The 20061-nt window shown below is 63.2% G+C and carries 17 protein-coding genes; 9 read left to right on the forward strand and 8 right to left on the reverse strand.

The genetic code is table 11. The annotated features are described in order from the left end of the window. Positions 1-418: 418 nt before the first annotated feature. The gene (locus LDN85_RS17650) at positions 419-1765 is read left to right on the forward strand and encodes an 8-oxoguanine deaminase (RefSeq protein WP_026546901.1); all 1347 of its coding nucleotides are present in this window, start codon (positions 419-421) and stop codon (positions 1763-1765) included. A 116-nt stretch (positions 1766-1881) separates the two neighbouring features. Here LDN85_RS17650 and LDN85_RS17655 read toward each other — a convergent pair whose 3' ends face one another. Continuing rightward, entirely contained in the window at positions 1882-3018 is a 1137-nt protein-coding gene (locus LDN85_RS17655; RefSeq protein WP_223943688.1) for a hypothetical protein, read from the reverse strand. Position 3019: 1 nt separating this feature from the next. On the opposite strand from LDN85_RS17655, the gene LDN85_RS17660 reads away from it, so the two are divergent. Both LDN85_RS17660 and LDN85_RS17665 read left to right on the forward strand, forming a co-directional pair. Further along, positions 3020-3721, forward strand: a complete 702-nt coding sequence (locus LDN85_RS17660; protein WP_155854085.1) for a hypothetical protein — start codon at positions 3020-3022, stop codon at positions 3719-3721. 245 nt (positions 3722-3966) lie between these two features. Next, positions 3967-4917: a type IV toxin-antitoxin system AbiEi family antitoxin domain-containing protein gene (locus LDN85_RS17665; RefSeq protein WP_026546902.1), complete on the forward strand. Its 951-nt coding sequence runs from the start codon at positions 3967-3969 to the stop codon at positions 4915-4917. Positions 4918-5886: 969 nt separating this feature from the next. On the opposite strand, the gene LDN85_RS17670 is transcribed toward LDN85_RS17665, so the two are convergent. After that, the gene (locus tag LDN85_RS17670) at positions 5887-6063 is read right to left on the reverse strand and encodes a hypothetical protein (RefSeq protein WP_014922716.1); all 177 of its coding nucleotides are present in this window, start codon (positions 6061-6063) and stop codon (positions 5887-5889) included. 370 nt (positions 6064-6433) lie between these two features. On the opposite strand from LDN85_RS17670, the gene pucL reads away from it, so the two are divergent. Together pucL and LDN85_RS17680 are read left to right on the forward strand one after the other, a co-directional pair. Beyond that, on the forward strand, positions 6434-7348 hold the full coding sequence (pucL, locus tag LDN85_RS17675) for a factor-independent urate hydroxylase (protein ID WP_026541933.1): 915 nt from the start codon (positions 6434-6436) through the stop codon (positions 7346-7348). A gap of 197 nt (positions 7349-7545) precedes the next feature. Beyond that, positions 7546-9054, forward strand: coding sequence for a nucleobase:cation symporter-2 family protein (locus LDN85_RS17680; RefSeq protein ID WP_026541934.1), 1509 nt, complete (start codon positions 7546-7548; stop codon positions 9052-9054). A 544-nt stretch (positions 9055-9598) separates the two neighbouring features. On the opposite strand, the gene LDN85_RS17690 is transcribed toward LDN85_RS17680, so the two are convergent. Next, positions 9599-10354 (reverse strand): IclR family transcriptional regulator, encoded by a 756-nt coding sequence (locus LDN85_RS17690; protein ID WP_026546905.1) that lies wholly within the window; start codon positions 10352-10354, stop codon positions 9599-9601. 221 nt (positions 10355-10575) lie between these two features. Between LDN85_RS17690 and LDN85_RS17695 the strand changes: the two genes are divergently transcribed. Genes LDN85_RS17695 through LDN85_RS17710 form a run of 4 tightly spaced genes read left to right on the forward strand, consistent with a single transcriptional unit; the run spans position 10576 to position 15699 of the window. Beyond that, positions 10576-11976 carry an NAD-dependent malic enzyme gene (locus LDN85_RS17695; RefSeq protein WP_223943689.1) on the forward strand — a complete coding sequence of 467 codons (1401 nt, stop codon included), beginning with the start codon at positions 10576-10578 and terminating at the stop codon, positions 11974-11976. Between the two features lie 18 nt (positions 11977-11994). After that, a complete protein-coding gene (aceB, locus tag LDN85_RS17700) occupies positions 11995-13608 on the forward strand; it encodes a malate synthase A (RefSeq protein WP_223943690.1) in 1614 nt (537 codons plus the stop codon). A 1-nt stretch (position 13609) separates the two neighbouring features. Next, positions 13610-14872, forward strand: coding sequence for an aldolase (locus LDN85_RS17705; RefSeq protein WP_223943691.1), 1263 nt, complete (start codon positions 13610-13612; stop codon positions 14870-14872). Positions 14873-14886: 14 nt separating this feature from the next. After that, complete coding sequence (locus tag LDN85_RS17710) at positions 14887-15699, forward strand: bifunctional allantoicase/(S)-ureidoglycine aminohydrolase (protein WP_223943692.1); 813 nt, start codon at positions 14887-14889, stop codon at positions 15697-15699. Positions 15700-15802: 103 nt separating this feature from the next. On the opposite strand, the gene LDN85_RS17715 is transcribed toward LDN85_RS17710, so the two are convergent. The 5 genes from LDN85_RS17715 to LDN85_RS17735 form a co-directional block, all read right to left on the reverse strand. After that, on the reverse strand, positions 15803-16114 hold the full coding sequence (locus tag LDN85_RS17715) for a hypothetical protein (protein ID WP_223943693.1): 312 nt from the start codon (positions 16112-16114) through the stop codon (positions 15803-15805). Between the two features lie 85 nt (positions 16115-16199). Beyond that, the gene (locus LDN85_RS17720; RefSeq protein WP_223943694.1) at positions 16200-16514 is read right to left on the reverse strand and encodes an MmcQ/YjbR family DNA-binding protein; all 315 of its coding nucleotides are present in this window, start codon (positions 16512-16514) and stop codon (positions 16200-16202) included. A 179-nt stretch (positions 16515-16693) separates the two neighbouring features. Further along, positions 16694-17602 carry a carbohydrate ABC transporter permease gene (locus LDN85_RS17725; RefSeq protein ID WP_223943695.1) on the reverse strand — a complete coding sequence of 303 codons (909 nt, stop codon included), beginning with the start codon at positions 17600-17602 and terminating at the stop codon, positions 16694-16696. 10 nt (positions 17603-17612) lie between these two features. Beyond that, positions 17613-18611: a sugar ABC transporter permease gene (locus tag LDN85_RS17730; RefSeq protein ID WP_223943696.1), complete on the reverse strand. Its 999-nt coding sequence runs from the start codon at positions 18609-18611 to the stop codon at positions 17613-17615. After that, positions 18611-19948, reverse strand: a complete 1338-nt coding sequence (locus LDN85_RS17735; protein ID WP_223943697.1) for an extracellular solute-binding protein — start codon at positions 19946-19948, stop codon at positions 18611-18613. The genes LDN85_RS17730 and LDN85_RS17735 overlap by 1 nt, the downstream gene beginning before the upstream one ends. Between the last annotated feature and the right edge of the window lie 113 nt (positions 19949-20061).

Here is a 20061-nt window from a genome sequence, read left to right on the forward strand (position 1 = left end):
GGTTAAGTTGCGCCTGGTAGATAGCTTCCCGAGGTCCGGGTGCCCGCCTTTGGCAGTTAGAGCGTAGCACCAGGTTTGTGAGCCGCGCCATAGTTTTTTGAAAACTTAATTTCGTCATGCGAAATTACTCGTGGGGCCGGGCCCGTGCGGGAGGCGCCTCGTGTGATGCCGGGCTGGCGCCGGGAGGCGCCTCGTGTGGCGCCGGGAAGCGCCCCGTGTGGTGCCGGGAAGCGCCTCGTGTGGTGCCGGGGCTGGCGCCCGAATGTGACCGGCTGACGACCGCGGGCGTTGACGGCCGCCGTCGTGCATTCTACGCTTTTCGGACTGGACCGCGTTTTGACGGTCCGGCAACCTGGATCAGCAGACAGGGCCTAACTGAGCTGGAACGCGTACACGCCGACCAGACAAGGAACCTGCAATGACCCCTCTATGGATCAAGAACCCGCTGGGTATCTTCACCGCAAACGACCTCGACGCCGGCGGCGGCCTGGTGGTTTCCGACTCCGGCACCATCCTTGAGCTGGTGCCTTCGGGCGGGCAGCCATCGCTTCCCTGTTCCGTTTTTGATGCCTCCGCGCACGTTGTCCTGCCCGGGCTCATCAACACGCACCACCACTTCTACCAAACCCTCACCCGCGCCTGGGGACCGGTGGCCAACGCTCCCCTGTTCCCGTGGCTGCAGAACCTCTACCCCGTGTGGGCCCGTTTGACTCCTCGAAGCCTCGAGCTTGCCGTGCAGGTTGCGCTGGCCGAACTGCTGCTCTCGGGCTGCACCACCGCCGCCGACCACCACTACCTCTTCCCCGACGGCATGGAAGACGCAATCGACATTGAAGTCGCCGCCGTGCGTGCCATGGGGATGCGGGCCACGTTGACCCGCGGGTCCATGACCTTGGGAGAGGACGACGGCGGGCTGCCGCCCAGGACCACGGTCCAGTCACCCGAGGCGATCCTTGCGGACAGCGAACGGCTGATCCGTCAGTACCACGAGACCGGAGATGGGGCCGTGGTGCAAATTGCCCTGGCCCCGTGCTCGCCGTTCTCGGTGACGAAGGAAATCATGGCCGAGTCTGCGGTGATGGCTGAGCGGTTCGATGTCCGGCTGCACACACACCTCGCAGAGACGATCGACGAGGAAGACTTCTGCAAATCCATGTTCGGACTGCGGACCGTGGACTACCTGGAATCCGTGGGCTGGTTGGGCAACCGCACCTGGCTGGGACACGGCATCCACTTCAACGACGAGGAAATTGCGCGGCTGGGAGCCGCAGGAACAGCGGTGGCCCACTGTCCGACGTCGAACATGCGCCTGGCCTCCGGGACCGCGCGGGTCCTGGAACTCGAAGCAGCAGGCGTTCCCGTGGGGCTGGGAGTGGACGGTTCGGCGTCGAACGACGCTTCGAACATGATCCTCGAAGCACGGCAGGCACTGTATCTGCAACGGCTCCGCTACGGCGCCTCTGTTCCTGTGGAGCGGGCACTGGGCTGGGCAACCCGCGGGTCCGCTGCCGTGTTGGGACGATCCGATATTGGGCAACTGGCACCGGGGCTCCAAGCGGACCTGGCCCTGTTCAAGCCCGACGAGCTGCGGTTCTCCGGAAGCCACGATCCCGTAGCCGCGTTGCTGCTCTGCGGGGCGGACCGTGCCGACCGGGTGATGGTCGGGGGTCAGTGGCGCGTGGTGGACGGCGCGATTCCCGGGCTGGATGTGGCCGGACTGATCGCTGAGCACTCGGCTGCGGCACGGAAGTTGGTGGCGGGGTAGGTTGTTTCTGCTTTGGCCGCGCCCGTTTCGGGGGTTCGCTGCTCAGGATGCCGTGCGTACGGCACTCTTGGCAGGGAACCCCCGAACCGGGTGGCCTGGATGGGCGCGTGGTTTAGCTAGATCCTGATCTTGTAAACGTGATGCGTGTACTCGTTCGTGAAAGAATCCGTGAACTTCCCGTCTTGGACAGAAATGGTGCGGTTCTCGCCCACCACCTCCACCTGCGTGCCGGTGATGTCGTCAGGAACTGTGAACGTCTTTGAACCGCCGGCACCATTCAACCCGATGCCGGCGAAGAGATAAGCGTCGCCGTCCCTGGCCTTCAGCATGGTGTCCGCACCCGGGGCTCCAGCGTTCCACACATAGCTTTGGGTGTTGAGGACAGGTGCCAGCGACTGGATGCCAGCCAGCGCAGCCTTGATCGCCGCTCTGCGGTCCGCCGGGATGTCCACCAACGAATACGTCCCGAACCGGGAATCGTTGTTGTGCTGGAAGATACTGATACCGCGGGCTTCATGGATGATGGCCGACCACATGGCTCCTTCCATCTGCTCAGGAGTTATGGTGCTGGCATTCGACTCCGACAAGTAGGGCCGAGCCGATTCGACAAACACCCAATTCGGCTTCATTCCAGGGGTTGCCTGGAAGGAGCGCAGCCGGTCAATCTGCCATCCGTACGCAGCACTCGCCGCGGGGTTGGCTCCCGCAGGCCAGGCGGGAGAAGCCTTGATGGCATCACCCACAGCCGGGCTGGTGTAGGCGTAATTATCAGCGGAAGCGAAGTCCACCACAGCCAGGAAATCATCCATGGTCCCGCTGGCCCACCACGTCCCGAGAATGCCTTTACTGTAGTTGGCATTGATGGGGCGGCCATCACCGTAGGCGCGTATCTTCGCCACCAGGTCCTTCATCTGCTGCAGGTTCTCCTGAGTGTTGCTCCCGGAACAACCCAGGCCCATGTCGCACTCGTCAAACGTCGCCCAGGCGACAACGCCGGCATTGTTACCCACCTCGGCGCGTGTCCACTCCTGGCCGGCAATGACCAACATCCCGGTGTCAGTGATGGACGTCAGTGCTGAGCCATCGTGTTCTGCCTCCTGATAGACATTCACTCCAAGGTCCTTCAACTGGGCGGCATGCTCCGGTTTCCCGAAGAAGACGCTCACGGGGAAGAGGTTGGGATCGTTCAGCTTCGCCGCACCGGGGAACTTGGACCAGTACGACGGTCCGCCGTCCCAAGGAACCCGGGCCAAGTTGGAAAGGCTGCCGGTGGGTGGAGTGGTTGGGGTTGGGGTCGCCGTTGCGCTGGGTGTGGGTGTTGCCGTTTCAGTCGGCGTAGGTGTTGCACTGGGTGTGGGCGTTGCCGTTTCAGTCGGCGTCGGCGTTGCACTGGGTGTGGGCGTTGCCGTTTCAGTCGGCGTCGGCGTTGTACTGGGTGTGGGCGTCGCAGTTTCAGTCGGCGTCGCCGTTGTACTGGGTGTGGGCGGCGCCGTCGCAGTTTCAGTCGGCGTCGGCGTTGCGCTGGGTGTGGGCGTCGCAGTTTCGGTCGGCGTCGCCGTTGTACTGGGTGTGGGCGTCGCAGTTTCAGTCGGCGTCGGCGTTGCGCTGGGTGTGGGTGTCGGGGTTGCTGTCGGCGTCGGCGTTGCGCTGGGTGTGGGTGTCGGCGTCGCAGTTTCAGTCGGCGTCGCCGTCGAAGTCGCAGTGGCACTTGGTGTTGGTTGTGGCTCAGGAGTTGTGCACCCGGAAAGAGCCAACGCCATCACCGCCACGAAAATTGAGACCTTGAGTTTCATGACTTGCATTCCTTTGAGTTGCAGCCGCAGTGAAGCTGCTCGATGCCGTCTCCCCAGCCGGCTCTTTCGCCACCTGCCTTGGCAGGGTTTCAGCCGGGACATCGCCCGGCACGGCGCGGCGATGCGCGTCGGATTCCCGATCATTGCCGCACGCCGCCTGTAGACGGCCCGGTCGAGCGGGAGTTTGCGGCCCGTGTCCGGTCAGGGCCGCCACGACCTTCAGGTACCCGTAGGTGGTCGTCGGCCCAGCATACGGTAAGTCGAATTCCGCCACGCCGCCCACTTCGAGGGTTCCCTGATCAGGATGCCGCGCGCACGGCACGTTCGGCAGGGAACCATCGACGCCGGTTCTCCACATAGGCCAACCCTCCCCTGTGCCAACTCTCCTGTACCTTCGACGCTTGATTCATGACGAAAAGAATCGGTGCCCAGCTGCCCCCGGGAATGGACTTGTGGCGGACCAGCGAACTGCACGAAGCGGGGATCCACGATCGACGAATTGCTGCGCTGGTCCGCTCCGGAGAGCTGGTACGGCTACGCCGCGGTTGCTATATCAGAGGCAGCACGTGGACGCTCCAGAAACCGTGGATCCGCAGCCTGCAGCTCGTTGCCGCGCACGCACACGGGACTCTTACGACGTCGGCCGGCGGCGCGGTTTACAGCCACACCTCGGCTGCGCGCCTTCACGGATTGTTTCTATGGGACGTCGATGACAAGGTCCACATCACTACGGAAACCACAGCGTCTTCCACTTCTCACGGCGGGGACGTAGTTGCACATACCCGCCTGCGGAAGCTGACGGGTGCAGTTGCTTTCATCCAGGGCATGCCGTGCACCCCGTTGGAACAAACGGTGGTGGACTGTTGCCGGCTGCTGAACTACAAACAGGCCCTGGTGCTGATGGACCACGCGCTCAGAAAAGGTGCCGACGCGGCGAAGATGCAGCAAATGTGCGCATCGATGGCCGGACGCAGCGGAGTCCGGACTCTCCGGAGGGCTTTGGAAAACGCCGATGCCAGGTCAGAATCACCGGGCGAAACCCTGAGCCGTGAACTTCTCCAACGGCTACGCATCGAACTTCCCGAGCTGCAGGTGGAGGTGTCTTCCGTTGTGGGTCGTCATCGGCTGGACTTTGCGTGGCGGGACAAGAAAGTTGCCCTGGAGTTCGACGGGAAGGTGAAGTACTTCGAATACGCGCCCACCGACGAGGTCATCTACGAGGAACGACAGCGTGAAAAGGCCCTCATGGCACAGAGCTGGAAGTTCATCCGGGTCCAGTGGAAGCATTTATTTCAGGAACAGGAGTTCAAAGCAACCGTGCTTGGGGTTCTGCGCACCACGAGCCAGGCCGTTCCGTAGAGGCTCCGGGTGAGGGATGCGGCTGACTCGGGTAGGGATGCGTCGCCACCGCCCGCCAATCCGGGGGTTCGCTGCAAACCATGCCGAGCGCACGGCACACCCCGCAGCAAGCCATCGAAACGGCAGTCGGGCAAACGGCCGGGCAGCAAACGACCGGGCAGGGTTGCGGCGACGCGGCCCGCCAATCCGGGGGTTTACTGCACACCATGCCGCGCGCACGGCACACCCCGCAGCAAGCCATCGAAACGGCAGCCGGCAAACGTCCGGGCAACAAACGACCGGGCAGGGTTGCGGCGACGCGGCCCGCCAATCCGGGGGTTCGCTGCACACCATGCCGCGCGCACGGCACACCCCGCAGCAAGCCATCGAAACGGGTGCGGGCAACGTCCGGGCAACAAACGGGCTGGCAGGGCTGCGGCACACCGCCCGCCAATCCGGGGGTTCGCTGCACACCATTCCGCGCGCACGGCACACCCCGCAGCAACCCATCGAAACGGGTGCGGGCAACAAACGACCGGGCAGGGCTGCGGCGACGCGGCCCGCCAATCCGGGGGTTCGCTGCACACCATTCCGCGCGCACGGCACACCCCGCAGCAAGCCATCGAAACGGGTGGGGGCAACGTCCGGGCAACAAACGGGCTGGCAGGGCTGCGGCACACCGCCCGCCAATCCGGGGGTTCGCTGCACACCATTCCGCGCGCACGGCACACCCCGCAGCAAGCCATCGAAACGGCAGCCGGCAACGGCCGGGCAACAAACGACCGGGCAGAGCTGCGGCGCCATGGCCCGCCAATCCGGGGGTTCGCTGCACACCATGCCGCGCGCACGGCACACCCCGCAGCAAGCCATCGAAACGGGCGGCCACAGCAGGAAGAAGGCACGCAAAAGCGGGCGACACCTCCCCAGGTATCGCCCGCCTCGTTGGCTCTGTTGCGCAGAGTCCGCACACCCTTGGATGCAGGAAAGATCCTAGGGGCGCTGCCGGCCGAACACCGGGAGTGCACGCAGCCAACGGGAGAACCCGCCGGCTTTGCGATCACAGTCGGCCGGAATGTAGAAGTCCGGATCTGTTGCACCGAAGGGCAGGTACAGCTCCTGGCCCGGCGCCGGGAATTCCACGACGTTGTTCGTATCCTTCGAGTCCATCTGTTCCTCCTCTTTCTTATGCACACAGTTTCCGCTCTTCGGAAATCTTTTATTGTTATGTGGAAAGTGTAGGCAGCGGCGAAAGCAGCCGTCAAGACCCCCGGACACCCCAACCAAGTTGCCCCGGTCACATTTGGCTGGTTCATAACGATCCTTGGCAACCCATATACACAGGCCGAAATCATGCGCTACTCTCGAATGAGTTCGTGGCGTAGGTCACGTAACCTGAGAGCAGCAGGCAGGGTCGTAATGAGCTGGCATCCATGGATGCTGGCTCTTTTTTGTTGGGTCAGCTCCACCAGAAACGCGGTGGAAACACGCGCTTAATTTCATTGATGGAACGTAGGTTCCACCTCACAGAAGTTGGGATATGACCATGAGCAACAACATCGTCCTCGGCGAAAACCAGTACGGCAAAGCAGAAGTCCGCGTCGTCAAGGTCACTCGGGATACGGACCGCCACCACATCGAAGACCTGAACGTCACCTCGCAGCTGCGTGGCGACTTCCAGGCAGCACACCTCCAGGGCGACAACGGCCACGTCGTTGCCACCGACACCCAGAAGAACACGGTCTACGCGTTCGCCCGTGAAGGCATCGGCTCCCCCGAGTCCTTCCTCCTGCGCCTCGCAGACCACTTCACCGGTGGATTCGACTGGGTCACCGGTGGACGCTGGGAAGCCGAAGCCTACAGCTGGGATCGTATCCAGGCCCACGGCGAGGGACATGACCACAGCTTCGTCCGCAACGGACAAGAGGTGCGTACCGCCGTCGTCGTCCGTGATGGCGCAACCACGCACCTCATCAGCGGCCTCAAGGACCTGACCGTCCTGAAGACCACGCAGTCCGGCTTTGTCGGCTACCCGCGCGACAAGTACACCACCCTGCCGGAGACCACGGACCGCATCCTGGCCACCGACGTTTCCGCCCGCTGGCGCTACAACACCAACCTGGACTTCGCCGGCACGGACTTCAACAAGAGCTACGAGGACATCAAGGCCCTCCTGCTTGAAGGCTTCACCGAGAACTACTCCCACGCCCTGCAGCAGACGCTGTTCGACATGGGCAAGAAGGTCCTTGAAGCACACAGCGAGGTGGACGAGATCAAGTTCTCCATGCCCAACAAGCACCACTTCCTGGTTGACCTGAGCCCGTTCGGCCTGGACAACCCCAACGAGGTCTTCTTCGCGGCTGACCGTCCGTACGGCCTGATCGAAGCCACGGTCCAGCGCGAGGACATCGAGGCTGCACCGGTTGCGTGGAGCGGCATCGCCGGCTTCTGCTAAACCCGCAGAAACACCGCACCAACCCGCAGTAACCCCGCAACAAACCGCACCAACAACGGGTTTGTGTGCAGGTCCCTCCCAACGGCGCCCCCTGAAGGCCGGACCTGCACACAGCCAACCCCAAAAACCACAAGATTTTGTTAGCCAGACACAGTTAGCCAGACGAAGACGTCTGCCATGAACCCAGAAAGTCTGCCATGAACATCAAGAAGAAGTCCCGCCCCGCGAATACCACCTCTTCGCAGAAACATCAGTCCGAGCGCCCGGAGGACAAGCGCCTTTCCATTGGCAGCACCTTCGCCTACGGCTTCCAGCACGTCCTGACCATGTACGGCGGAATCATTGCCCCGCCGCTGATCATCGGCGCAGCGGCCGGCATGTCCTCCCAGGACATCGGCCTCCTCATTGCCGCCTGTTTGTTCGTTGGCGGCCTGGCCACCATCCTGCAGACCGTGGGCATACCGTTCTTCGGCTCGCAGTTGCCACTGGTCCAGGGTGTGTCGTTCGCGGGCGTTTCCACCATGGTGGCGATCGTCCAAGGCGGCGGCGGGATCCAGGCGGTGTTCGGCTCAGTCATTGTGGCGTCGCTGATTGGCCTGGCGATCACTCCCCTGTTCTCCAAGATCATCAAGTTCTTCCCGCCGGTGGTCACAGGAACCGTGATCACCACCATCGGACTGACGCTGATGCCGGTGGCCGCCAACTGGGCCATGGGCGGCAACGCCAAGGCAGATAACTACGGCAGCATGGCCAACATCGGCCTGGCAGCAGCAACCATGGGCATCGTCCTTCTCCTGAGCAAGGTTGGCAACGCCGCCATCTCCCGGCTCTCCATCCTGCTGGCCATGGTCATCGGCACCATCATTGCCCTGGTGGCCGGCATGGCTGACTTCTCCAAGGTTGGCCAGGGCGACATCGTCGCATTCCCCACGCCGTTCGCCTTCGGTGCTCCCACCTTCGAAATCGCCGCCATCATCTCCATGCTCATCGTCATCCTGGTGACCCTGACAGAGACTTCGGCAGACATCATCGCAGTGGGCGAGATCGTAGACACCAAGGTTGATTCACGCCGCATCGGCGACGGCCTTCGCGCAGATATGCTCTCCAGCGCCATCTCCCCGCTGTTCAACTCCTTCACGCAGAGCGCCTTCGCCCAGAACGTTGGCCTCGTTGCCATCACGGGCATCAAGAGCCGCTTCGTCGTCAGCGCCGGCGGCCTGATCCTGGTGATCCTGGGCCTCCTGCCGATTCTGGGCCGGGTTGTTGCAGCGGTTCCGACCCCCGTCCTGGGCGGTGCCGGCGTCGTTCTCTTCGGTACCGTGGCAGCCAGCGGTATCCGTACCCTGGCCAAGGTCGAGTACAAGAACAACATGAACCTCATCATCGTGGCGGCATCTATCGGCTTCGGCATGATCCCGATTGCCGCCCCGAAGTTCTACGACCAGTTCCCGTCCTGGTTCGCCACGATCTTCCACTCCGGCATCAGCTCGGCCGCGGTCATGGCCATCTTGCTGAACATCCTCTTCAACCACTTCAAGGCCGGCAACTCGGACAACCAGTCGGTGTTCGTCGCGGGCACTGACAGGATCGTCAGCGAAGAAGACATCAAGTGCCTCAGCGAAGGCGACCGCTTCGAGAACGGCAAGCTGATCGACGCCGACGGCAACGAAGTCCCGCTCAAGACCTCCAGCGCGTCAGAGCACTAGCACTTCCGCAGCGACAGCAGGCGGCAACGTTTCCTTGGGGGACGTTGCCGCCTTTTGTCGGCTTGGGTGAAGCGTACGACGCCGGCACCGGCCTCTGCGGCGGCCCTCACCTTGGTTGGTGCCCACCGCCGTCGGACCCCGGTTAGCCAATCAACCCGGGCGACCACCGCCGTCGGAATTAACCGGGTGAGCCGACTGATCAGGGTGACCACCGCCGTCGAAGTTGACCCGGGCGTGCCGACCGATCCGGGCGACCACCGCCGTCGGAATTGACCCGCATGAGCCGACCGATCCGGGTGACCACCGCCGCCGCGGTTGACCCGGGTGAGCCGACCGATCCGGGTGACCACCGCCGTCGAGCCTAAAGAGTGGTGCGGGAAGCCGTACCTCGGCGCGATACGGCCTGTGCATCCGCCCGTGGTGGACTCCACGCTGAAGAGGACCGCCGGCTCAAAACCCACTCCCAGATAACAAAAGATGGCAATGTTTTGGGGAAACATTGCCATCTTTTGCCATCTCGCGCAGGGGGCGCGGGTAGTACAGCCTAGTTCTGGTTGAGCTCCGCGGAGATCGCCATGGCGGCCTCGCGCAGCATGGGCACGGCGCGGTCGGCGAAGCTCTGGTCAACACGGGTGATCGGGCCGGAGACGGAGATCGCGGTAGGCGTGGGTGCGTTGGGCACGGCCATGGCGAAGCAGCGGACGCCGAGCTCCTGCTCTTCCTCGTCAATGGAGTAGCCACGCTCACGGATCAACGCCAGGTCCGCGAGCAGGGAGTCGATGTCACCGATGCTCTTGGCGGTGGGTGTGGGCATGCCGGTGCGGGCCACGATGCCGCGGACAACTTCGTCGTCCAGCTGGGCGAGGATGGCTTTGCCCACGCCGGTATCGTGCGTGTGGGCGCGGCGGCCAACCTCGGTGAACATGCGCATGGAGTGCATGGAGGGGACCTGGGCCACGTAGATGACCATGTCGGAATCCAACACAGCCATGTTGGAAGTTTCACCGAGGCGTTCCACCAGGGTCTTCAGCTGCGGGCGTGCCACGGCACCGAGTTGCTTGCTGGCGCCTTCGCCGAGCCGGATGAGCCGGGGGCCCAGGGCGTAGCGGCGGTTGGGCAGCTGGCGGATGTAGCCAAGGGACACCAAGGTCCGCAAAAGACGGTGGATGGTGGGCAGGGGGAGGTCAGTGGATGACGAGAGCTCGCTCAGTGTGACGTCGCCGCCCGCATCCGTGATCAGTTCCAGCAGTTCAAAGACGCGCTCAACGGACTGCACGCCTCCGGAGGCTTTTTCAGCCATTCCCTTGTCTCCAATGACTCAGATTCCGACAACTCTTATCCGCATCGTGAAAAGAATTGCTTAGAACACCCAACATACAGCACAGCGCCAAGCTGCGCGATGACACCGAACATGACCAAGCTGGGGGTTGTGTTTCCACTTTGTAGACAATAATATCCATAATACGAAAACATTCAGTTTGGAACGGCGGCCCGGGAACGGGCCTTACAGGAGGAATTTCAATGGCGAATCCGAGCCCCGGAAACTCGATCACCCTGCGCGTCGCCGCACCGTCGAGCTTCACCGCTACCAGCGAACTGGCAGCAGCCGTCGGCGCAGCCGGTGCAGCGATCACCGCGCTGGACGTCACGGAATCCCACCACGAGACGATCGTTGTTGACGTCACCTGCAACACCACGGACGACGACCACGCAGGCCGCGTGAAGGACGCCCTGAACGCCCTCGACGGCGTCACCGTCCAGCACGTCTCGGACCGCACCTTCCTCATGCACCTCGGTGGCAAGCTCGAAGTTGTCCCCAAAGTAGCCCTGCGCAACCGTGACGATCTCTCCCGTGCCTACACTCCCGGCGTCGCCCGTGTTTGCATGGCCATTGCGGAAGATCCGGCCGCTGCCCGCAACCTGACGGTCAAGCGCAACACCATCGCCGTCCTCACTGACGGTTCGGCCGTTCTGGGCCTGGGCAACATCGGCCCAGCCGCTGCCCTTCCCGTCATGGAAGGCAAGGCTGCGCTGTTCAAGCAGTTCGCCAATGTGGATGCCTGGCCGGTCTGCCTGGACACCCAGGACACCGAAGAGATCATCATGATCGCCAAGGCCATGGCACCGGTCTACGGTGGCATCAACCTCGAAGACATCGCCGCGCCGCGCTGCTTCGAAATCGAGAACCGCCTGCGCGAAGAGCTGGACATCCCGGTGTTCCACGATGACCAGCACGGCACCGCGATCGTCACGCTCGCGGCCCTGGTCAATGCCCTCCGTGTTGTGGACAAGAAGCTCTCCGAGGTCAAGATCGTGGTTTCGGGCGTCGGCGCTGCCGGCTCGGCCATCATCCAGCTCCTCAAGGCCCAGGGCGCGCAGCACATCATCGCCGCAGGCCGCTCCGGCGCCATCCACTCCGGTGAGGAATACGGCGACGAACACCGCAGCTGGATCGCAGCGAACACCAACGAAGAAGGATTCTCCGGAACCCTGCACGACGCCCTCAAGGGTGCGGACGTCTTCATCGGCGTCTCCGCCCCGCACGTGATCGGCGAAGAGCAGGTTGCTTCCATGGCCGAAGACTCGATCGTGTTCGCCATGGCCAACCCGACGCCGGAGATCGACCCCGTAGTTGCGTCCAAGCACGCAGCCGTGGTGGCCACCGGCCGCAGCGACTTCCCGAACCAGATCAACAACGTGCTGGCCTTCCCGGGCTTCTTCCGCGGGCTGCTGGACGCCGGGGCCTCAGACATCACCCCGAACATGCTGGTGGCCGCCGCCGAGGCGATTGCCAACCGGGTGGCTGACGATGAGCTCAACGCGAGTTACATTATCCCCAGCGTCTTCGATCCCCATGTTGCCGCCGACGTTGCGACCGCCGTAGCCAATGCTGCGCACGCCAACGCCGCCAGCGCACTCTAGAAAAAGGAATCCGCTCACATGGCTATCACAGTCACCGATCCCCGGCCGATCGATCGCGCCGAGGAAATCCTTACCCCCAAGGCATTGGCCTTCCTCGAAGAACTGCACAAGCGCTTCGCCGGCACCCGCAACGAGCTCCTCAAGGCCCGTGGCGTCAAGCGCCAGAAAGTTGCCGACACCAGCCGCCTGGACTTCCTCCCGGAGACCCAGGAAATCCGCGACGGCGACTGGAAGGTCGCCGAGGCACCGGCAGCTTTGCAGGACCGCCGGGTTGAGATGACCGGCCCGGCAACCCCGGCCAAGATGGCCATCAATGCCCTGAACTCCGGCGCCAAGGTGTGGCTCGCGGACCTCGAAGACGCCAGCACGCCCACATGGCCCAACGTCATCGATGCCATCCTCAACCTCCGCGACGCCGCCCAGGGAACCCTGGCCTACACCTCGCCCGAGGGCAAGGAATACCGCCTGCGCACCGACGCTCCCCTGGCCGTTGTGGTGGCCCGCCCCCGCGGCTGGCACATGGAGGAGAACCACCTGCTGATCGACGGCGTACCCGCCGTGGGTGCCTTGGTGGACTTCGGCTTGCACTTCTTCCACATCGCCAAGCAGCTGCTCTTGAACGGTCAGGGCCCGTACTACTACCTGCCCAAGATGGAGAGCCACCTGGAGGCCCGCCTCTGGAACGACGTCTTTGTCTTCGCCCAGGACTTTCTCGGCGTTCCGCAGGGCAGCGTCCGCGCCACGGTCCTCATTGAGACCATCCCCGCAGCCTTCGAGATGGACGAGATCCTCTACGAACTGCGCGATCACGCCTCGGGCCTGAACGCCGGCCGTTGGGATTACTTGTTCAGCATCATCAAGTACTTCCGTGATGCCGGCGAAGAGTTCGTCCTCCCGGACCGCGCCACCGTTGCCATGACGGCTCCATTCATGCGCGCCTACACCGAACTCCTGGTCAAGACCTGCCACAAGCGCGGCGCCTTCGCCATGGGTGGCATGGCCGCCGTCATCCCCAACCGTAAGCAGCCGGACGTCACCGCAGCAGCCTTCGACAAGGTCCGCGCCGACAAGACCCGCGAGGCAAACGACGGCTTCGACGGTTCCTGGGTTGCCCACCCGGACCTGGTCCCCACCTGCCGCGAAGTCTTTGACTCAGTCCTGGGTGACCCTGCCAACGGCGGGAAGAAGAACCAGCTGGACAAGCAGCGCCCCGAGGTGAACGTCACCGCGGAGCAGCTGATCGACGTCGCGTCCGCCGGCGGAACCGTCACCGAAGCCGGCCTGCGGCTGAACCTGTACGTCGCCGTCGCCTATACGGGCGTCTGGATTTCCGGCAGCGGTGCCGTCGCCATCCACAACCTCATGGAAGACGCCGCAACTGCGGAGATCTCCCGTTCACAGGTGTGGCAGCAACTGCGCAACAAGTCCGTCCTGGCGGACACGGGCAACACCGTGACCCGCGAACTGGTTACCCGCATCCTGGGCGAGGAGACCGAGCGCCTGCGCATCGAATTCGGCGACGAGAACTTCGCGAAGTACTACGAGCCTGCCTCCAAGCTGATCGAGGACATCTGTTTGTCCGACGATTACACGGACTTCCTCACCACTCCCGCCTACGAGCTGGTGGGCTGAGATGGGCTCATTCTCTTCCTCTGACCTGGCCCACATCGAGTCGCAGCTTGAAGCGACTGACCAGTTGCTGGACCGGAACTACCCCGGCGACGACGGCTCACGCCAGCCCATTCACACCGTCTACATCCCGGCCGACCGCTTCACGCCCACCTTCGTGGCGGACTGGGGCGCCCAGGCACTCGCGACGGCGGAAGCCCACGGCGGCTTGGAGAAGCTGGGCCGGCTGTTGGGCCAGGAGCCCGACCTGGCTGCCGCTGTTGCCTCCCGGGTGGCTTCCAAGCTGGCTGCTGAACCGATCGAGGACCTTCGGCTGGACTTCGAAGACGGCTACGGCGATCGCGGCGATGAGGTTGAAGACGCCGACGCCGTGGCTGCCGCCAAGGCTGTTGCTACCGCAGTTGCGGCCGGTACAGCTCCGCCGTTCATCGGCATCCGCTTCAAGTGCTTCGAAGCCCCCACCCGCGCACGTGGCCTGAAGACGCTGGACCTGTTCGTCTCCACGTTGGCTCAGGCCGGCGAACTCCCGGCCGGCCTGATCCTCACCCTGCCCAAGGTCACCACGGTGGCCCAGGTGCAGGCCATGGACTTCGCAGTGTCCCGCCTTGAGGAAGTCCACGGGCTTCCCGCCGGCCGGCTCCGCTTTGAAGTGCAGGTGGAAACCCCGCAGCTCATCATCGGTGCTGACGGAACCTCACCCGTTGCCCAGCTCCCCCACGTTGTTCCGGGCCGTATCAGCGCCTTGCACTACGGGACCTACGACTACAGCGCCTCACTGGGCATTTCCGCGGAGTACCAGTCCATGGAGCACCCCGTGGCCGATTTCGCCAAGGAAGTCATGCAGCTCGCTGTCGCCGGAACGGGCATCCGCCTCTCCGACGGTTCCACCAACATCATCCCCGTGGGCGACGGTGTGGAAGATGCCTGGAAGCTGCACGGCCGACTGGTCCGCAGGTCCCTGAAAAACGGCTACTACCAAGGCTGGGATCTCCACGCCGCCCAGCTGCCGAGCCGTTTCTCGGCGTCGTATGCTTTCTACCGCGAAGGCCTGCCCGCCGCCGCCCTGCGCCTGCGCAACTATGTGGAGCGCACCGAAGGCGGTGTCATGGACGAGCCCGCCACCGCCCGCGCCCTTGCCGGCTTCGTCCTCCGCGGCGTCCAGTGCGGCGCAGTGGGGACCGACGAGGTCAAGGCGCTTGCCGGCGTCGAACTTTCACAGCTGACCGCACTGGCGCACCCGCGGCTCGCACAACCGACTTCCCACTGATAGGAGCATTTCGCATGGGCAAGTACTACTACCCGCAGGGCGGCCTGCCGCCTCAGACCCACCTCACCACGGAACGGGCGATCGTCACCGAGGCTTACACGGTGATCCCCAAGGGCGTCATGACGGACATCGTCACCAGCAACCTGCCGGGATTCTCCAACACGCGTTCGTGGATCATCGCGCGGCCGATCTCCGGCTTCGCCACCACGTTCTCCCAGCTGATCGTGGAGATCGCACCGGGCGGCGGGGCTCCCAAGGCGGAGTTCGAATCCGGCGTTGAAGGCGTCATCTTCGTCACCAAGGGCCAGGTCAACCTGACCCTCGACGGCGAACTGCACCACCTCGAAGAGGGCGGCTACGCCTACCTTGCTGCCGGCTCGGAGTGGGGCCTGGAGAACGTGTCCGACGACATCGTCTCCTTCCACTGGATCCGCAAGGCCTACGAGCGCCTTGAAGGCTTCGAGGCCAAGTCCTTCGTCACCAACGAGAAGGACGTGGAGCCCACCTCCATGCCGGACACCGACGACGTCTGGAAGACCACGCGCTTCACGGACTCCAGCGACCTCGCGCACGACATGCAGGTCAACATCGTCACGTTCCAACCCGGCGGTGTGATCCCGTTCCCGGAGACCCACGTCATGGAGCACGGCCTGTACGTCCTTGAGGGCAAGGCCATGTACTTGCTCAACAACGACTGGGTTGAGGTGGAGGCCGGCGACTTCATGTGGCTGCGCGCGTTCTGCCCGCAGGCTTGCTACGCGGGCGGTCCGGGCGAGTTCCGTTACCTGCTGTACAAGGACATGAACCGCCAGGTGAAGCTCACCTAGTCCTTGCTTTGGGTTTGCCGAGATCGCCGGAACGCTGCCAGTTCGCTGGAGCTCTCCGGCGATTTCGTCGTTTTCCGGCGGTTTCGGTGCGGGTCCGGCGAACTCAGCCGTTTTGGTGGGTTCCGCGCCGGCCAATTCTGAGCCCGGCCCAGAAGGCGAGCATCAGCAGGCCAAGGACCGTCACAGCGAGCCCCACCTGACTGGCTTGGCTGACCATCGTCACACCGTTGCCCAGGAAGAGCGTGTCGCTCAACGGCGCATAGGCAACGAAGCCAAAGTCCGTGCTTTGGTTGCTGAACGCCACGATCAGCCCCACGATCACCGCGGCCAGCCCCAGCAAAGGCACGACGACGGTTGCCAGTTTGCGTCCCGGCGTCGGTTGGTTGTGTTCCCCAAGTGTGTTGTTATCCCCCATGCGCCCGAGTCTAACCTGCGTGCGTGCACCCAACTGGGTAACAGCACATGGTCCATTGAGCGCTCAATGGGACGTTTGCTGTCACTCAGTTGGGTTTGCCCGGGCCGCCGGCGATTCTGTACGACTCCTGCAGCAACTCGTCGAGCTCGTCCGTGCCGATTCGTTCGAGCCGGACCAGCACGAGCTGGGGTGACTGCTCATGATGCGGGGTCCAGAAGAAGGTATCGGGGCTCATGGCTGCGAGCGCTTCGCGTTCGTCGGACTTCACCGTGCCCACGCCCGCTTCCCAGATGCGTGCCATCAGGGTCTTGGCGAACCATGCCGGTTGTCCCCAGCTGGGCCGCTCTGTTACGCCTCGCATGCTCAGGCACATGCGCCGGACGTCGTCTTCTGTGGCCATGGTTCACTCTGGCATCGTCAGGCTGGCTGCGACAAGCGAGTTCGCGGGAATGCTGTGAAATGGCCGTGGGCTTCCCTGCGATCTCGCGCGTTTCCCGCGAACGCGGCGAGCCCGGCGAGCCCGGCGATGACACCAGAGTCCGGCGAGCCCGGCGAGCCCGGCGGTGACACCGAAGTCCGCTACTTGCCCATCCCCAGCGTGAGGCCCTCAGTGAGCCGCCTGCCCAACCAGATGTAGATGATGAGCATCGGCAGGACCACGATCACCAGCCCCGCAAAAAGTCCGCCCCAGTCGGCGCCCGAGTAGGTCTGTTGCTGCACAAACGAAATGAGGGCTACCGGAAGGGTGTACTTCTCGGTGGATTGAAGGAGCGTCAGCGCCAGGAGGGTCTCGTTCCAATGCGAGATCACCTGAAGTATGAACGCTGTCAGGATCCCGCCTTTCGCCAATGGCAGCGTGATCCGCCAGAAAGTACCGAACGCGGTGGTTCCATCCAGGGCAGCGGCCTCTTCCATTTCCAAGGGCAAGGAGCGGAAGAACGCCGTCAGCAGGAAAACTGTGAAGGGCATGGAGACCCCGATGTACACCAGGTTCAGCCCCAGGATGCTGTCCGTCAGGTAGACCTTGTTGAGCATCACGAACAGGGGAATCAGGATGACCTGCGCGGGAATGCCCAACCCAAGGATGAAGTACAGGCTCAGTCCTTGGGTGAGCCTGTTGTCCACACGGCTCAGGTAGTAAGCGCAAGGTGCCGCGATCGCCACGGTCAATACCGAGGACACCACTGTGGTCACCAAGCTGTTCCAGGTGGCCGTTGCGAAGTCTCCCACGGTCCAGGCACGGACGAAGTTGCCGAAATCCAAAGAGACGGGAACGCCGAAGGGATCATCAAGGATGGAGCGGGTATCCCGGAAGGCTTGGGCCACCATCCACACCAGGGCCGCGATGCTGATGGCAACAACAGCCCACAGCAACGCAACGCCTATCCCCCGCACCACGTTGCGCTCCCCACGCAAGGCGGGGCTGACACCACGCCTTCCCCGCCGGCGCGTCAGTGTCACGGGTGCAAGCAATTTGTCTTGGCTCATGGTTTTTCCTTTAGAACTCGACGGCGTCGCGGCGCATGGCGCGTCGCAGCAGGACTACCAGGACGGAGATCAGGGCCAATGACAGCACAGCTGACGCGGTAGCAGCGCCGTACGCCGGGGTCGATTGTCCAGAGAAGGCGTTGACGTATGTGTACACGGCAGCCGTCCAGCTTTGTGTCGGTGGCACACCTGCTCCGGAGCTGCCACCGAAGACCCAGACGATCTCGAAGATCTTCACGGAGGAAATCGTCCACAGTACCGCGCAGGTGCCAAAGACGTCCCAGGTCAGGGGCAGGATCACATAGCGCAGGCGCTGGAAAGCCGAGGCACCGGCCAAGGCGCAGTCTTCGTAGTAGTAGGGCGGAATGCGGTCGACACCGGCCATGAGGATGGTGGTGAAGTAGCCGGTGGTGGTGCAGACGAGGGTCACCATGATGAGCGGAAAGATGTTGTCCTGTGCCAGCCACTTGGGCGGGTCGGTCACTCCGAAGGGTGCCAGGAGGCTGTTGACCAGCCCGCCTGGATTGAAGATGAAGCCGGCCAGGACGCCGAACACCAGGGCGTTAATGAGGTGCGGAAAGAAGATGACGTTGCGGGCGATCTTCTTCCCCGCCATGTCCCTGAGCACCAACGTCAACGCGAAAGCCAGGATGAAGATCGCTGCTCCCACGACGAACAGCAGAAGCAGGGTGTTCCCAAAGGACGACAGGAACAGTTGGTCGCGGAAGATCCTGCCGTAGTTGTCCAGCCCAACGAACTTCATAGGTCCGGAGCCGGCCCACTTGTGCAGGCTGATCCATACTGCTCCGAGTGCCGGGACGATGAAGAGGACCGTGTACAGGACAAAGGCCGGACCAACGAAAGGAACCAACAGCTTCTTGCGCTGCACGTCGACGGAGCTCCCCTGGTGCTTGACACCGCGTGGTGGTTTGCGCCGGGCAGGCTTACGGAACTCGGGCCGGTTCGGGGACAGACTGCCTTTCCGGGTCTCCGTGAGGTCAAGGGACATCAGCCGTTGTCCTTCCAGTACTGGATCTGGGCATCTTTCATCTTTGCGATGAAGTCCTCGGCAGAGGACTTCCCGAGGAACAACTCGTCATCCTTGGGGAAGAAGACTTTCTCCATGTAGCCGGGGAAGGTCACTCCGTCGTTTTGCAGATGGGTAGCGGGGGCTGCGTCGATGGCGGCTTTGACGGATTCGACGGCGGGTGCAACCGGGGCGTCCGCACGTACCGGCAGCACCTTGGCTTCGGTTCCAAGGGCGTTCTGGTACTTGGCACCAAGCATGAACGCTGCAAGCCGCTGGGCGGGAACCTGGTTCTTGGACTTCGCCGGCACTGCGAAGCCGATGAAGTCCACCCGGGCACTGGCAGGTTTGTCGCCCATGGAGGGGAACTGGAAGGACGAGAACTCAAACCCCTGTGCTGCGTAAGTACCGGTTTCGGTAGGGGTCCAGGAACCGTTGAGCATCAGTGCGGCGTCGCCGTTGGCCCATAGTTGCTGCTGAGCGGGGAACTTGCTCGCGTTGTAACCACTGTTGAGGTAGCCACCATCTACAAGGGCTTCCACCTTCCGGGCTGCGTCGAGTACCGCGGGGTCGTCCCAGCTTTCCCCCGATTTGTCCTCGACAAGCGCCTTGAAGCTTCCCGCCCCTTTGAGCCGAAGCAGCGAGGTCACGAACCAGGTGGCGTTGTAGCCGGCGATGTCGCCGTCCGCCGCGATGGGAGCGGTGCCCGTGGCCTTCAGCTTGTCCAGGACCTCCATGAATTCATCCCATGTGGCGGGCGGTTTGGCTTTGAGTTCGGGATGCTTGGCAGCATCGAACCAGATGCCGTCCGAGCTGACGCTGTAGGGAACCATCCACGGCTGCCCGTCCTCGCCCTTGAATACTCCGTTGCTGGTGAACTTTTCCGGAATCACTGAATTGACCGCTTTGCCGTCAACTTCGTAGGAGTACACGGATGTGAGCGGGCTCGCCTGGCCCGTTTCTCCCACTACCGGGGCCAGCTTCGCGAACGTGCCGTCCACAAGGTCCGGGACGTTGTTGGTGTTCAAGGCTGGAACGAGTTTTTCCGTGTTGCTGCGCCCTTGCCACTGAACGCTGACGGTAGCGCCGGTCTCTTTTTCGAAGTCGGCGATGGCTGCGGCAATGACCTTTTGCTGCGGCTCACCGTCCTTCCACATGGACCAGTAGTTGATGGTCTGCCCTGAAATGGAGCCGGAAATATCCACGGCCCCAGCAGGGGCGGAGGCATCGGTGGCTCCACCGCAAGCAGTGGTGGACAAGGCGAGTGCAGCACCCAGCAGTGCGGCCAGCGGGCGAAGATGACGGGCTGTTTTGCCCATGGGGATCACCTTTCAAGTGAGGGGGAACCGGCCGGATGCGGTTCAGTGAGACGACTCTCACAGTCGGTGAAAGCAGGATTCAATGAGTACTTTCGAATGAGTCGCCACCGGGT

This window comes from Arthrobacter sp. StoSoilB20 (genome assembly GCF_019977295.1).
Lineage (GTDB): Bacteria > Actinomycetota > Actinomycetes > Actinomycetales > Micrococcaceae > Arthrobacter > Arthrobacter nicotinovorans_A.